At 67.1% G+C, this 14,698-nt stretch carries 15 protein-coding genes; 9 read left to right on the top strand and 6 right to left on the bottom strand.

All coding sequences use genetic code 11. The features are described 5' to 3' along the window. Genes coaE through ACODSL_RS15450 form a run of 4 tightly spaced genes read right to left on the bottom strand, consistent with a single transcriptional unit; the run spans nucleotide 1 to nucleotide 2,916 of the window. Nucleotides 1-621, bottom strand: a complete 621-nt coding sequence (gene coaE / locus ACODSL_RS15465) for a dephospho-CoA kinase (protein WP_488901608.1) — start codon at nucleotides 619-621, stop codon at nucleotides 1-3. Further along, a complete protein-coding gene (gene aroE / locus ACODSL_RS15460; protein WP_488901607.1) occupies nucleotides 618-1,466 on the bottom strand; it encodes a shikimate dehydrogenase in 849 nt (282 codons plus the stop codon). The genes coaE and aroE overlap by 4 nt, the downstream gene beginning before the upstream one ends. Next, complete coding sequence (locus tag ACODSL_RS15455) at nucleotides 1,463-2,059, bottom strand: Maf family protein (protein WP_488901606.1); 597 nt, start codon at nucleotides 2,057-2,059, stop codon at nucleotides 1,463-1,465. The genes aroE and ACODSL_RS15455 overlap by 4 nt, the downstream gene beginning before the upstream one ends. Beyond that, complete coding sequence (locus tag ACODSL_RS15450; RefSeq protein ID WP_488901605.1) at nucleotides 2,056-2,916, bottom strand: pyruvate, water dikinase regulatory protein; 861 nt, start codon at nucleotides 2,914-2,916, stop codon at nucleotides 2,056-2,058. Before ACODSL_RS15450 ends, ACODSL_RS15455 begins: the two co-directional genes overlap by 4 nt. A 501-nt stretch (nucleotides 2,917-3,417) precedes the next feature. Here ACODSL_RS15450 and hemE point away from each other — a divergent pair. The 4 genes from hemE (at nucleotide 3,418) to rho (ending at nucleotide 7,606) form a co-directional block, all read left to right on the top strand. Then, nucleotides 3,418-4,446 carry a uroporphyrinogen decarboxylase gene (hemE, locus tag ACODSL_RS15445; protein WP_488901604.1) on the top strand — a complete coding sequence of 343 codons (1,029 nt, stop codon included), beginning with the start codon at nucleotides 3,418-3,420 and terminating at the stop codon, nucleotides 4,444-4,446. After that, nucleotides 4,443-5,477: a ferrochelatase gene (gene hemH / locus ACODSL_RS15440; RefSeq protein ID WP_488901603.1), complete on the top strand. Its 1,035-nt coding sequence runs from the start codon at nucleotides 4,443-4,445 to the stop codon at nucleotides 5,475-5,477. Before hemE ends, hemH begins: the two co-directional genes overlap by 4 nt. Beyond that, a complete protein-coding gene (gene hemJ / locus ACODSL_RS15435; protein WP_488901602.1) occupies nucleotides 5,474-5,941 on the top strand; it encodes a protoporphyrinogen oxidase HemJ in 468 nt (155 codons plus the stop codon). Before hemH ends, hemJ begins: the two co-directional genes overlap by 4 nt. A gap of 243 nt (nucleotides 5,942-6,184) precedes the next feature. Further along, nucleotides 6,185-7,606, top strand: a complete 1,422-nt coding sequence (gene rho, locus ACODSL_RS15430; RefSeq protein ID WP_488901601.1) for a transcription termination factor Rho — start codon at nucleotides 6,185-6,187, stop codon at nucleotides 7,604-7,606. A gap of 220 nt (nucleotides 7,607-7,826) precedes the next feature. On the opposite strand, the gene ACODSL_RS15425 is transcribed toward rho, so the two are convergent. Further along, nucleotides 7,827-8,798: a quinone oxidoreductase family protein gene (locus tag ACODSL_RS15425; protein ID WP_488901600.1), complete on the bottom strand. Its 972-nt coding sequence runs from the start codon at nucleotides 8,796-8,798 to the stop codon at nucleotides 7,827-7,829. Beyond that, on the bottom strand, nucleotides 8,798-9,496 hold the full coding sequence (locus ACODSL_RS15420; RefSeq protein WP_488901599.1) for a dienelactone hydrolase family protein: 699 nt from the start codon (nucleotides 9,494-9,496) through the stop codon (nucleotides 8,798-8,800). Before ACODSL_RS15420 ends, ACODSL_RS15425 begins: the two co-directional genes overlap by 1 nt. A gap of 94 nt (nucleotides 9,497-9,590) precedes the next feature. Between ACODSL_RS15420 and ACODSL_RS15415 the strand changes: the two genes are divergently transcribed. From ACODSL_RS15415 to ACODSL_RS15395, 5 genes are all read left to right on the top strand, one after another. After that, nucleotides 9,591-9,845, top strand: a complete 255-nt coding sequence (locus ACODSL_RS15415; protein WP_488901598.1) for a DUF6489 family protein — start codon at nucleotides 9,591-9,593, stop codon at nucleotides 9,843-9,845. Then, the gene (gene mnmE, locus ACODSL_RS15410) at nucleotides 9,842-11,173 is read left to right on the top strand and encodes a tRNA uridine-5-carboxymethylaminomethyl(34) synthesis GTPase MnmE (RefSeq protein WP_488901597.1); all 1,332 of its coding nucleotides are present in this window, start codon (nucleotides 9,842-9,844) and stop codon (nucleotides 11,171-11,173) included. Before ACODSL_RS15415 ends, mnmE begins: the two co-directional genes overlap by 4 nt. A 234-nt stretch (nucleotides 11,174-11,407) precedes the next feature. Then, nucleotides 11,408-13,264, top strand: a complete 1,857-nt coding sequence (gene mnmG / locus ACODSL_RS15405) for a tRNA uridine-5-carboxymethylaminomethyl(34) synthesis enzyme MnmG (protein ID WP_488901596.1) — start codon at nucleotides 11,408-11,410, stop codon at nucleotides 13,262-13,264. Next, complete coding sequence (rsmG, locus tag ACODSL_RS15400; protein WP_488901595.1) at nucleotides 13,239-13,892, top strand: 16S rRNA (guanine(527)-N(7))-methyltransferase RsmG; 654 nt, start codon at nucleotides 13,239-13,241, stop codon at nucleotides 13,890-13,892. Before mnmG ends, rsmG begins: the two co-directional genes overlap by 26 nt. Continuing rightward, nucleotides 13,867-14,694 carry a ParA family protein gene (locus ACODSL_RS15395; RefSeq protein ID WP_488901594.1) on the top strand — a complete coding sequence of 276 codons (828 nt, stop codon included), beginning with the start codon at nucleotides 13,867-13,869 and terminating at the stop codon, nucleotides 14,692-14,694. The genes rsmG and ACODSL_RS15395 overlap by 26 nt, the downstream gene beginning before the upstream one ends. Nucleotides 14,695-14,698 lie beyond the last annotated feature (4 nt).

Below are 14,698 nucleotides of genomic sequence, written 5' to 3'. Positions count from 1 at the left end.
TCATTGGCCCGGTTCGGAGAGCGCGTCCAGCGGTCCGGCGCGCAGGCGCGTCAGCACGTCGCGGACCTGCTCACGTGCGGCGTCCAGGCCCCGACTGGTGTCGATGACGAAGTGGGCGCGGGCCCGTTTCTCGGCGTCCGCCATCTGTCGCGCGAGGATCGCGTCGAGCTTGGCCTCGTCCATGCCGGGCCGGGCCAGGACCCGTTCACGCTGCAGATCCGCCGGCGCGGAAACGACGACGACGGCGTCCATGCGTTTTTCGCCGCCGGTCTCGAACAGCAGCGGAATGTCGAGGATCACGATGTCGGCGCCGTCGGCGACAGCCTTCTGAAAAAATCCGACACGGCTCTCGCCGACGAGGGGATGGACGATGGCTTCGAGCTTCTTCAGTTCGTCGGGCTTGCCGACCACCCGTTGGCTGAGCAGCGTGCGGTCGACCGCGCCGTCGACGACCACGCCCGGAAAGGCGGCGTCGAGGGGTGCGACAGCGGCGCCGCCCCGGGCATAGAGCGCATGGACCTCGGCGTCGGCGTCATAGACGGGCACGCCCTCGGCCGCGAACATCGCCGCCGTGGTCGATTTGCCCATGCCGATGGAGCCGGTCAGGCCGACGGTGATCATGCTGTCTCTCCAACGGCTTTCAGGGCCAGGGCGCGAACATCGACCCCGACGGGCGGGGCCTGGCCGAAAAAGGCCTCGAAACTGGGGACGGCCTGGCGGATCAGCATTTCCAGCCCGTCGACGGTGCGCAGACCGAGGCCGGCAGCACGATTCAGGAACTCCGTGCGCAGCGGCTTGTAGACCATGTCGAGCACGACCGCCGTCGGTGGCGCTTTGCCCAGGTTGACGTCCGGACCGGGACCGCCGCCGAGGCCGAGCGAGGTGGCGTTGACGATCAGGTTGGCGCCGTCGAGGGCGTCATCATGACCCGCGGTCGTAACCTGACCGCCAATGTCGCGGGCCAGGGCTTCTGCGCGGTCGGTCGTCCGGTTGAGGATCCGCACAACCGGCGCCCCCGCCAGCGACAGGGCCGCCGCCGCGCCGCGCGCCGCGCCGCCCGCGCCGAGGATCACGGCGGGGCCGGCGGTCACGTCGAAGCCGGGTGCCTGGACCTCCAGCGCCAGCAGCATGCCGAGACCATCGGTGTTGTCGGCGTGAATCGTTCCGTCATCGCGGAACAGCAGCAGATTGGCGGCGCCGGCGAGGCGTGCGCGATCACTGGCGGTATCCGCCGCGGCGAGCGCCTCTTCCTTGAAGGGGATGGTGACATTGACGCCCCGGATGACGCCGCCGCGCAGTCCCTCGACCAGGGCGCTGAATCCGGCGGCCGTCGGGCCAAAGGGCGCATAGACCGCGTTCAGGCCCGCGGCCTCGATCCAGGCGTTGTGCAGAACCGGGCTGAGGGAGTGGGTAACCGGCCGGCCAATGATGCCCGCGACCATGGCCGCGCCCGTGATCGCGCTCATAGTGGCAAGGCCCCGTAGCGGCGCAGCAGGTCCAGCAGGCCCATCAGCGGCAGACCCAGAATGGTGAAGTAGTCGCCGTCGATACGGGAGAACAGCTGAACGCCGTCGTCTTCGAGCCGGTAGCAGCCGACCGAACCCAGCAGGCTCTCGCCGCCGCGTTCGAGGAAAGCCGTCAGGAAATCGTCGGTGAAGGGTCGCATGGTCAGGCGAGCGGCCGGGACCTCCCGCCAGATCACCTCACCGTCGCGAGCGACGACCACGGCGGAGTGAAGTTTGTGCGTCTTGCCGCGAAGGTGTTGAAGCCGCGCGAACGCCTCGGCCATGCTCTCGGCCTTGTCGAACAGCTGGCCGTCGAGATCGAGCGTCTGGTCGGCGCCGATCACCAGCGCGCCGGGCTGGTTGCGCGAGACCCGCACGGCCTTCAGCTCGGCCAGGGCGTCAGCGACCTCCCGGGGTCCATTGCCCTGGGCCAGCAAGCCCGCCTTCATCGCGGCCTCGTCGACGCCGGCGACGGCCACCTCGAACGTCACCCCGGCGGCCGCGAGCACGGCCGCTCGCGCTTTGCTGCCCGAAGCGAGGATAATCCGGGTCATCCGAGCACCTCGACCTGGCCCCGACCGCCAGACAGGAGGTTGATGATGGCGGCGGCGGTTTCTTCCACCGAACGGCGGGTGACGTCGATGACGGGCCATCCCATCCGTTCGAACAGACGCCGGGCGGCGATGATCTCCTCGCGCACGGCATCCTGGTCGACATAGGTGCTTTCGCGCTGCTCGTTCATCGACAGCAACCGGTTGCGACGGATCTGGATCAGCCGGTCCGGCGACGCGATCAGGCCGACGATCAGGGTCTTCTTCAGCGCAAGCAGGGCCGGCGGGATGGGCGCGCCCGGCACCAGCGGATGATTGGCGGCCCGGACGCCGCGGTGCGCCAGATAGATGCAGGTCGGGGTCTTCGACGTCCGTGAAACACCGACCAGAACCACGTCGGCCTGTTCGAGGTCCTGCCCGCCCTGGCCGTCGTCATGGCCCATGGCGTAGTTCAACGCTTCCATACGGTTGAAGTAGTCGGTGTCGAGCGTGTGCTGGGCGCCCACCCGGCTCGAGATCGGCGCGCCCAGATAGCGGGACATTGCCGCCACGACCGGGTCGAGCGCGGCGATGCAGGGAATGTCGTGGCGACGGCAACCTTCCTCGAGCGCGGCTCGCAGCTCCGGATCGATGATCGTATGCATCGCCACCCCGGGAGACGCCGCGATTTCCTCCAGCGCCCGCTCGAGCTGGCGGGGCGAGCGCACGAGCGCATAGATGTGCTCGATCGGCAGGATGTCGGTGAACCGCGCACAGACCGCGCGCGCCATGGCGTTCAGCGTCTCGCCCGTGGAATCGGACACGAGATGGATGTGAAAGTAGGTCGCCAAGCGGTTGGTCGCGGTCATCGCCTCTTCCATACGGCGCCGCGCGGCCCGTCTCCAAGCCTGTGGATAGGCCGTTAACGAAGCGTTAACCCAACGGGGCGCCGAATTGCCCTTTATACAGACGGATTGAGACCGGTAGGGCCGGGCTGTGCGCCGCGAGGACAGGTGGCGCCGGTTTCGGTATGACCGTCCCCAGGTTGGCCCTTCGCGGGTGACCAGGGTCCGGCGTCCTGTCCCCAGCCGTGAATGGAAGCCCGCTCGCACGCGGCTTTCCCCGTCGGCCGTGCTTAACCTTTCATTAACGAATTCCAGCGCCCCCGTGGGTTATCCCCGGACTTCACACCGCCATCGTCGACATGGGGACAATCCCGGCGCCGCCGGGTCATACCGGCTGGATTAAACGTATCGGACCGGTTTCTTCCCCGCGGCGCCCCGGCCCTACTGCCTCTACTCCATCCTTTTTAATCTCCTATTAAGGAATGAAAGAGGGGCGTGGACTTGCCTCTCGCGACGTGGGGCCTATCAAGGCCAACGATGACCCAATCTCCGATCCCGAACCTGCTGCGCGTCCTCGATGGCGAGACGCTGGAGCGCCCGCCCGTCTGGTTCATGCGCCAGGCGGGACGATATCTTCCCGAGTATCGCGCCCTCCGCGCGACCACGCCGGACTTCATCAGTTTCTGCCTGAACCCTGAAAAGGCGGCGGAAGCCACGCTGCAGCCGATGCGGCGGTTCCCGTTCGATGCGGCCATCGTCTTCGCCGACATTCTGCTGCTGCCGCAGGCGCTGGGCCAGGAGGTCTGGTTCGAAGCCGGCGAGGGACCCAAGCTCGGCGCCCTGCCGGACCTTGACCGCCTCTCGGCTGAAATCGAGGCCTCCACCTCTCGTCTGTCCAACGTTGGTGAGACCCTGACGCTGGTACGCGAGACTCTGGAGCCTGAACGGGCCCTGATCGGCTTCGCCGGCGCGCCGTGGACCGTGGCGACCTACATGATCGAAGGGGGCTCCTCGGACCGCAGCAAGGCCCGGACCTTCGCCTACGAGCATCCGGCGGAAATGGACCGGCTGCTGGACATTATCGTCCAGGCGACGGTTCGCTATCTGGCCATGCAGGTCGATGCGGGCGCCCAGGTTCTGAAGCTGTTTGAAAGCTGGGCCGAGGGTTTGCCCGAGGATCTGTTCGAGCGGCTGGTCTGCAAGCCGCACCGGGCGATCCTCGATGGTCTGGCCGGTCTGGATGTGGTGGCGCCGGTGATCGGCTTTCCGCGCGGCGCCGGCAGTCTGGCCCAGCACTACGCCGACACAGTGGGCGTTGACGCCGTGGCGCTCGACACGGCCGCTTCGGCGGCGCTCGGCCGAAGCATCCAGGAAAAGGTGCCGATCCAGGGCGCCCTTGATCCGCTGCTGCTGCGAGCGGGCGGCGCGGCGCTCGATTACCGCGTCGATGAACTGCTGGAGCAGTGGGGAGACGGGCCTTACATCTTCAATCTGGGGCACGGCATCATCCTCGACACCCCGATCGCCCATGTGGAACGCGTGCTGAAGCGGATCACCCAGGGATGAGCCGCAAGGTCGCCGTCGTCCTGTTCAACCTCGGTGGTCCCGACGGCCCCGACGCGGTGCGGCCGTTCCTGTTCAACCTGTTCAATGATCCGGCGATCATCAGCCTGCCCGGCATTCTCCGGACACCGCTCGCGGCGCTTATCTCGAGCCGTCGCGAGGAGTCCGCCAAGGCCAACTACGCGATCATGGGCGGTGGCTCTCCCTTGCTGCCGGAGACCCGCGCCCAGGCCGCGGCGCTCGAAGCCGCGCTGGCTGCGCGTGCGCCCGGCGACGAGATCCGGTGCTTCATCGCGATGCGCTACTGGAAACCGCTGACCGACCAGACGGCGGTCGAGGTCGAGGCCTGGGGGCCAGACGAGATTGTCCTGCTGCCGCTGTATCCGCAGTTCTCGACGACGACGACAGGGTCGTCCGCTCAGGCCTGGTCGAAGGCCTACAAGGGTTCAGGCAAGGTCCGCACCGTCTGCTGCTATCCGACGCTGGGCGGGCTCGTCGACGCTCATGCCCGGCTCATTGCCGAGACCTGGGCGGCGGCCGGTCACGAAGGGCCTGCCCGGCTGCTGTTTTCGGCCCATGGTCTGCCGGAGAAGGTCGTCAACGGCGGCGATCCCTATCAGGCCCAGATCGAGGCCACCTGCGCCGCCGTGGCGGAGAAGCTCGGCGCCGGCTGGGACTGGAAGGTCTGCTATCAGAGCCGGGTCGGGCCGATGAAGTGGATCGGTCCGTCGACGGACGATGAGATCCGGGCGGCGAGCCAGCAGGGTCTGGCGCTCGTGGTGACGCCGATCGCCTTTGTCTCGGAACATGTCGAGACCCTCGTCGAGCTGGACCACGAATATGGCGAGATGGCGCGCGAGGCCGGCTGTCCGGCCTACGTGCGTGTTCCTGCGCTCGGGATCGAGTCCGGCTTTATCGACAGCCTGGCGGATCTGGCGCTGCGGTCGCTGGACCGCACGGGAGTTGCGTCGGCGGGCGGGTACGCCTGCGCCGGCTGGTCCAAATGTCCGAGAACGGAAGGAGCCGCGGCATGACCGACTGGCTGGTCGCCCATTTCAACCTGGTCCGGGGCCTGCACATCATCAGCGTGATCGCCTGGATGGCGGGGATGCTCTATCTGCCCCGGCTCTACGTCTATCACAGCAAGGCCACCGCCGGATCGGAGCTCGACGAGACCTTCAAGGTCATGGAGCTCAAGCTGCTGCGGATCATTATCAATCCGGCGATGATTCTGACGGTGACTTTCGGCCTCCTGCTGATCATGGCCGACGGGACGATCCGCGGCTGGGGCTTTCTGACGACGCCCTGGATGCTGACCAAGCTGGCCGGCATCCTGTTCCTCGTCAGCTGGCACGGTTTCCTCGCCGGGGCCCGGCGGAAATTCGCGTCCAACAGCAATACGCGGACGGAGAAGTTCTGGCGGATGACCAACGAGCTGCCCTTCCTGGCGGCCATTGTCATCGTCCTGTCGGTGACGACGAAGTTCCTCGACCACTAGGAATCCTTGACCCGGGGCCGGGGTTGTGGTTCCCCTCAACCCAGATGTCGGGCGGTTTGCCCGGCGTTCCCGCCTCTCGCCGGATCCCGCGCCCGCCCTTCGGAGCGCCCCTGGACCGGCCCCCCAGAATGAACACCCGCGCCCTGACCGGCGTAGACCATCGCCGCTCAGGGTCCCCAACGGGTCTGAACGGAACCAGTTTCGAAAGCCGGGCCCTCGCGCCCGCACGCCCAGAGTCTATCCATGTCTGAAGACACCCCCGAATCCCACGAGCCCGAAGTCGACACTACCGTAGAGGTCGCGACGCCCGCCGAAGTGGCCGAAGCCGCCGCCGAAGCCGCGGAAGCCGCCGCTGATGGCGAAGGCTCCGAGATCGCCGCCGCCGTCGCCGAACTCGGCCTCACCCGCATGTCCCTGCAGGAGCTGAAGGAGAAATCCCCGGCCGACCTGCTGGCGCTCGCCGAGAAGCTCGAGGTCGAGAACGCCAACTCCATGCGCAAGCAGGACATGATGTTCGCGATCCTCAAGACCGTCGCCGAAGAAGGCGTCGAGATCTCGGGATCAGGCACCATGGAGGTCCTGCCTGACGGCTTCGGCTTCCTGCGCAGCCCGGAAGCCAACTATCTGCCCGGTCCGGACGACATCTATGTCAGCCCCTCACAGATCCGGAAGTTCGGCATCCGCACCGGCGACAGCGTCGTCGGCGCGATCCGGGCGCCACGAGAGGGCGAACGCTATTTCGCCCTGACGACCGTCGAGCAGATCAACTTCGAAACGCCCGAGAACGTCCGCCACAAGGTCCACTTCGACAACCTGACGCCGCTCTATCCCGAAGAGCGGCTGAAGATGGAAATCGAGGATCCGACCCTCAAGGATCGCTCCGGCCGGATCATCGACATCGTCGCCCCGCTCGGCAAAGGCCAGCGCTGCCTGATCGTCGCCCCGCCTCGGGTCGGCAAGACCGTGATGCTGCAGAACATCGCCAAGTCGATCGCCGCCAACCACCCCGAGTGCTACCTGATCGTCCTGCTGATCGACGAGCGGCCGGAAGAAGTCACGGATATGCAGCGCACGGTGAAGGGCGAGGTTATCTCCTCGACCTTCGACGAGCCGGCGACCCGCCACGTGGCCGTGGCCGAGATGGTCATCGAAAAGGCCAAGCGCCTGGTCGAGCACAAGCGTGACGTGATCATCCTGCTGGACTCGGTCACCCGTCTCGGCCGCGCCTACAACACCGTTGTCCCGTCGTCGGGCAAGGTCCTGACCGGCGGTGTCGACGCCAACGCGCTGCAGCGCCCCAAGCGCTTCTTCGGCGCCGCGCGCAACGTGGAGGAAGGCGGCTCGCTGACCATCATCGCCACGGCCCTGATCGATACCGGCTCGCGGATGGACGAAGTCATCTTCGAAGAGTTCAAGGGTACCGGTAACTCGGAAATCATTCTCGACCGCAAGGTCGCGGACAAGCGCATCTTCCCGGCCATCGACATCCTCAAGTCGGGCACGCGGAAGGAAGAGCTCATCACCCCGAAGGACCAGCTGCAGAAGACCTACGTCCTGCGCCGGATCCTCAACCCGATGGGCGCCCAGGATGCGATCGAGTTCCTGATGGACAAGCTGCGCCAGTCGAAAAACAACGGCGACTTCTTCCAGTCGATGAACACCTAGGGCGGCTGCGGTTCCGTTCGCGGGACCGGATGCTGATACGCCCTGAAGGCCTTGATGGAATGATGCGCTCCGCGCGGACGTCCTGGTCAAGGACGACCCCTGCGGGGTCGCCGCTGCGCGGCCGCCGAAGGCGGTCCTTGAGCAGGCCGCCCGCCGGGGCAACACTGGTCATCAAGACATCAGGGGCGGCCCGCCTTTGCCAGCGCGGTTGCCGCCTGAGCTAGGGCAGCAGCAGCGTCGAGCCGACCGTCTCCCGGCCTTCCAGGGCTTCGTGCGCCTGGCGGGCCTGGCTGAGCGGAAAGGTCTGGCCGATGCCGATCTTGACCGCGCCCGAGTTGATCACCTCGAACAGGGCTCCGGCGCTTTCGTCCAGTTCCTCGGTCGTGACGACATAGTCGAACAGGGTCGGGCGGGTCAGGAACAGCGATCCGCCGCGCGACAGGCGCAGGGGCTCGACGGCGGGCGCCGGGCCGGAGGCGTTGCCGTAGCTGACCAGCATGCCCCGTCGGCCGAGGCTGGACAGGCTGCCCTCGAAGGTGGCCGCTCCGACGCCATCGTAGACGACCCGCACGCCCTGGCCGCCTGTCAGGGTCCGAACGCGGGCGGCGACGTCCTCGTCACGATAGAGGATGGTCTCGTCGGCGCCGTGTTCACGCGCCAGTGCGGCCTTTTCCGGCGAGCCGGCTGTGCCGATAACGGTTGCGCCAAGCGCCTTGGCCCATTGGGTCAGGATCGCCCCGACCCCGCCCGCGGCGGCGTGCACGAGAATCGCGTCGCCCTTTTTGACCGCATAGCACCGGCGCAGCAGGAACTCGGCCGTCATGCCCTTGAGCATGGCCGCCGCGGCGGTGCGGCTGTCGAGGCTGGCGGGGATTTTCACCGCCCGTCCCGCCGGCACGATCTGATACTCGGCATAACCGCCCAGCGGCCCGTTGCCATAGGCGGCGTGATCGCCCGGAACGAACCGGGTGACACCCTCGCCTACAGCTTCGACGACGCCGGCGCCTTCCAGACCGAGCACGGCCGGAAACTTCACCGGATAAAGGCCCGTGCGTTGGTAAGTGTCGATGAAGTTCAGCCCGATCGCTTCCTGACGGATCAGGATCTCACCCGGTCCCGGCGTCGGGATCGGCAGGTCGACGGCCTCGAGCACTTCGGGGCCGCCGGCGCGGGTCGCCTGGATCGCGAGCATCAGCCGAGGTTCGCTTTGAAGAAGGCCAGGGTCCGGTCGTTGGCCTTGCCCGCGTCGGCCGCGTCGTAGTGTTCTCCGCCGTGGCGAGCGAAGGCGTGGTCGCGACCCGGATAGTCGTGGATCGTGATCAGGGGATTGCCGTCGAGCGCGGCGTGGATGGCCGCCTGGGCTTCCTTGGGCACAAAGCCGTCTTCGCCGGCGATGTGCATCAACAGCGGCTGTTTGATCTTCGCGGCTTCGCCGGTCAGGGCGTCGATGCCCACGCCGTAATAGGAGACAGAGGCGTCCGCGTCCGTGCGGGCGGCGGTCAGGTAGGCCATTTTGCCACCGAGACAGTAGCCGACCGCGCCGACCTTGCCATTGCAGCCCGCGTCGCCGCGGATCGCGGCGATCGTCGCGGCGATATCCGTGACGCCCTTTTCCGCATCAAACAGACCGAACAGCTCAAACGCGCGGTCCCACTCGGCCTTGGACTTGTCGGTGATGTCGATGCCCGGCTCGATCCGCCAGAACAGGTCCGGGCAGATGGCCAGATAGCCCTGCGCGGCCAGCCAGTCGGTGGTCTCGCGCATCACGGCGTTGACGCCGAAGATTTCCTGGATCACGACCACGGCCGGCGCCTTGGCGGCGGCGGGCCGGGCCACATAGGCTGAAAACTCGCCGTCCGGCGTCTTGATGGTGAGGCGTTCTCCGCTCATCGTCGTAGTCTCCCGTCTGTTGCGCCGGGTGTTACCGCGCCGGACCCGCGATCGCCCATAACAAAGTCGTGGGCGACGTCATCAAGGAAGACCCATGAAGGTCACGATCAATATCGAATGCGAACCGGTGGAAGCCCGCACCTTCCTCGGCCTGCCCGACGTCAGCGTGCTCAATGACCATATGGTCAACGAGATGAAGAAGCGCATGGACACAAACATGGCCGCGCTCGCGCCGGAAGAACTGATGAAGAGCTGGATGAGCTTCGGCACCGGCGCGACCGAGCAGTTCCGCAAGCTGATGACGGCGGCGACCACGGGCGCTGCATTCGGGACCAAGCCGCCGGAATGACGGATACCATCTTCGCCCTGGCCACCGCGCCGGGGCGCGCGGCGCTCGCGGTGGTGCGGCTGTCCGGGCCCGTCGCCGGGACCGCGCTCGCCGCTCTGGCGGGAAAGTTGCCCTCCCCGCGCCGCGCGTCCCTGCGCCAGCTTGGAGACCCGGGCGGGGCTTTGATCGATGAGGCGCTGGTGCTGTGGATGCCCGGCCCGGCGAGCTACACGGGCGAGGACAGCGCGGAACTTCACCTGCACGGCGGTCAGGCGGTGGTGGAGGCCGTGATCGACGCGCTCGCGGCCGCCGGTCTGCGCCTGGCCGAGCCTGGCGAATTCACGCGCCGCGCTTTCCAGAACGGCCGGCTGGACCTCGCCCAGGCGGAGGCCGTCGCTGATCTGATCGATGCCGAGACCACGGCCCAGGCGCGACAGGCGCTGGACCAGCTCGGCGGCGGCCTCAGCCGACGCTACGACGGCTGGCGCGATCTGTTGATCGAGTCGTTGGCGGTGCTTGAGGCGGCGGTCGATTTCCCCGACGAAGATCTGCCCGAAGACGTTGCGGCGCGCGCCCGACCGCATCTGCGGATTCTGCTCGACGAGCTGGAGACGGCGCTATCGGACGTCGATCGCGGGCGTCGGGTGCGTGAGGGGTTCCGCATCGCCCTGATCGGCGCGCCCAACGCCGGCAAGAGCAGCCTGCTCAACGCCTTGGCCGGTCGTGACGCGGCCATAGTTACGGCCACGCCCGGCACGACACGAGATGTAGTCGAGGTCCCGCTGGTGATGGCCGGCTACAAGGTGCTGCTGGCCGATACGGCCGGCGTTCGGGATACGGCGGAGGCGATCGAGGCCGAGGGCGTGCGCCGGGCCCGGGCCTGGGCGGATGACGCCGACCTGCGGCTGTGGGTCGTGGACCAGTCGGCGTCGGAGGGCGACTGGCGCGAGGCCGCGGATCTGGCGGGCGCGGGCGACCTGCTGGTGCTGAACAAGAGCGATCTGGCGCGAGGCGCGGACGGGCGAGCGGCATCAGCCTCGGCGGACATCGAGACCCTGTCGCTGTCGGTGTTGTCGGAGGCGGACGTGGCCGCATTGCGGGCCTGGCTGGAAGCGCGCGTGATCAACGCCCTCTCTGGCGCCGAGTTTCCAGCCGCCACCCGGCTACGTCACGCGGAAAGCCTGGCTGAGGCGGCGGAGCGGGTTCGCCGGGCTCTGGGCCAGCCAGAACCGGAGCTTGCGGCCGAGGATGTGCGTCTCGCCGCGCGGGCGCTCGAGCGAGTTTCCGGTCGGGTTGACCCCGAGGCGGTGCTCGATCGGGTGTTCTCGAGCTTCTGTATCGGCAAGTAGTGTTTCACGTGAAACATCGGTGAGCAGATTGCGTGCTTCGAGACGCGCCCTGAGCCGCCGCTTCTCAGCATGACGAATAGCGTGGAAGCCCACCCCTCTCCGTCATCCTGAGGAGCGAGCTTCAAGCGAGCGTCTCGAAGGACGCAGGGACTCCCGAAGCTTCCCCTTTTCGGCTAAGAGAACTCCTCCATCGCCCCCGCCTGCCGGGGGCGTTCGCCTTTGAGACCGCTTGAGATGACCCGCGCCTGGGATGTGATCGTGATTGGCGGCGGCCATGCCGGCTGCGAGGCCGCGGCGGCGTCCGCCCGCTTCGGCGCGCGCACCCTGCTGCTGACGCACAAGATCGAGACCATCGGCGAGATGAGCTGCAACCCGGCCATCGGGGGGCTGGGAAAAGGACATCTGGTCCGGGAGATCGACGCGCTGGATGGCCTGATGGGCCGGATGGCTGACAAGGCCGGCATCCAGTTCCGTATGCTCAACCGTTCCAAAGGCCCCGCCGTGCGCGGGCCGCGGGCGCAGATTGATCGAAAACTCTATCGCGAGGCCATGCAGGCCGAACTCGCGGGCCAGGCCAATCTCGACATCATCGCCGATGCCGTCGAGGACCTGATCGTCGAAGGCGGCGTTTTGACCGGCGTGGTTGGGGGAACGGGCGAGACCTACAGCGCACCGAAGGTCGTGCTGACCACGGGGACCTTCCTCAAGGGTGTCATCCACCTCGGCGAGAAACGAATTCCCGCAGGCCGGGTGGGTGATGCGCCGGCCATCGGCCTTGCCGACCGGCTTTACGGTCTCGGTCTGGACATGGGCCGCCTGAAGACCGGTACGCCGGCCCGACTGGTCGGCTCGACAATCGCCTGGGACCGTCTGGAAATGCAGGCGGCGGATGAGACGCCTATCCCCTTCTCCTTTCTCAACCGCGAGATCACCGTGCCGCAGATCCAGTGCGGCATCACCTGGACCAATGCGGAAACACATCGGATCATCGCGGATCGCCTGACGGAGTCGGCGGTTTATGGCGGTCGTGCGACCGGGCGCGGCCCGCGCTACTGCCCCTCAATCGAGGACAAGGTCGTCCGCTTCGCCGACAAGACCAGCCATCAGATCTTCCTGGAGCCGGAAGGGCTGGACGACGACACGGTCTATCCGAATGGCGTCTCGACCTCGGTGTCGGAAGAGACCCAGCTGCTGTTCCTGCGCACCATCGTCGGGCTGGAAAACGTTGAAGTCCGGCGCTTTGGCTACGCCATCGAGTACGACTACGTCGATCCGCGCGAACTGTTCCCGACCCTTGAGGCCAAACGGCTGCCCGGCCTGTACCTGGCCGGCCAGATCAACGGGACGACGGGCTACGAAGAGGCCGGAGCCCAGGGTCTTGTGGCGGGTCTGAACGCCGCGCGGGCCGCGTCCGGCGCGGAGCCGGCCACCTTCGCACGGGATGAAGCCTATATCGGCGTGCTGATCGATGATCTGGTGACGCGTGGTGTCACAGAGCCCTATCGCATGTTCACCAGCCGGGCCGAGTTCCGGCTGACACTGCGGGCGGACAACGCGGACCAACGGCTCACCGCACGCGGGATCGATCTGGGCTGTGTCGGGCCGGAGCGAGGCGAGGTGTTTCACGTGAAACAACGGGCGCTCGAAGAGGCCCGCATTTTGGCCCGCTCGCTGACTCTGACGCCCGCCGCCGCCGAAAAGGCCGGCCTCGCGGTCAAGGCCGATGGCCAGCGCCGCGATGTGCTGCAGCTGATCGCCTATCCGGACATCGATCTGGACCGGCTTGCTGTGATCTGGCCCGAACTGGCCGCGTGGGCTCCTGAAGTCCGCGAGCAGATCGAGATCGACGCCGCTTACGCCGGTTATCTCGATCGGCAACAGGCTGATGTGGACGCCTTTCGCCGCGACGAGGCCCTGCGCCTGCCCGGCGATCTCGACTACGGCGCGGTCGGCGGCCTTTCGAACGAGATCCGCGACAAGCTCACCGCCGTGCGGCCCCTGACCCTTGGCCAGGCCGCGCGTATCGAAGGGGTCACCCCCGGCGCCCTCACCGCCCTGCTTGCCCATGTCCGACGTCCCCGCGCCGCTTGAAGCGGTCATCGCGGTGCAGGACGCCGCCCAATTCAAGACGCTGACCGGTGCGAGTGACGCGCAAATGGCTGATCTTGAGCGCTTCCGCGTGATGCTGGAGGCAGGCAATGCGGTGATGAACCTCGTTGGTCCCGCCACCCTGCCGGACTTCTGGAACCGCCACGCCTGGGACAGCGCCCAGCTCCTGCGTCTGGCGCCGGAGGCCAGGACCTGGGCCGATCTCGGCGCCGGCGCCGGCTTCCCCGGTCTGGTTCTGGCGATCCTGCTCAAGGATGTTCCCGGAGCGAAGGTCCATCTGGTGGAAAGCATGGCCAAGCGCTGCCGCTTCCTCGATCAGGTCGCGAGCGCCCTGGCGCTTCCGACCGAGATTCACAACGCGCGTGCGGAAGACCTGTCCCTGCCTGTGGATATCGTCACCGCCCGGGCTTGCGCCCCGATGGTCAGACTGCTCGGGTATGCCCGGCCCTACTTCAAGCGCGGGGCCCGCGGATTGTTCCTGAAGGGGCAGGATGTGGTAACGGAACTGAACGAGGCCTCGACGTCGTGGACGATCAAGGCGCGGCTGATCCCCAGCCTCAGCGACGCCCGGGGACAGATTGTCGATGTGGAGTCCCTGGCCCGTGCCTGACAGTCAAAAGCCCATGCGCGTGCTCGCAATCGCCAACCAGAAGGGTGGCGTGGGCAAGACCACGACGGCTATCAACCTTGGCACGGCTCTGGCGGCCGTCGGTGAGCGGGTGTTGCTGATCGACGCCGATCCGCAGGGCAACGCCTCGACGGGTCTCGGCGTGCCACGCCAGCAGCGCCGGGTCACCCTCTACGACGTGATGATGGGCGACACGCCGATCACGGAAGCGGCCATCCACACCGCCCTCCCCGGCCTCGACCTGATTGCGTCCGACGCGGACCTGTCCGGGGTTGAGCTGGAACTGGGCCAGATGCCGCGCCGGTCATACCGGCTTCGCGACGCCATGGAGCGGCTGCGGATCGCTGGAACCTACAGCTATGTGCTGATCGACTGCCCGCCGTCCCTGAATCTGCTGACCGTCAACGCCATGACCGCGTCCGACGCGGTGTTCGTGCCGCTGCAGTGCGAGTTCTTCGCCCTCGAAGGCCTGACGCAGCTCATGCGAACGGTCGATCTGGTGCGCGGCAGCCTCAATCCGTCGCTGGAAATCCAGGGCGTGGTCCTGACCATGTACGACCGTCGCAACAGCCTGTCGGAACAGGTGGCGCGCGATGTGCGCACCCATTTCGGCGACAAGGTCTATGAGACCGTGATCCCCCGCAATGTGCGGGTGTCCGAGGCGCCGTCGTTCGGCAAACCCGTCCTGATCTACGATCTGAAGTGCGCCGGATCGCAGGCCTATCTGAAACTCGCCCGCGAAGTCGTCGGGCGGGAACGCCAGCGGCGTCTCGCCGCGGCATGAACAA

The organism is Caulobacter sp. FG121 (assembly GCF_057809815.1).
Note: the sequence above shows the minus strand (reverse complement) of the source record. Positions and strands in the feature narration are given on the sequence as shown.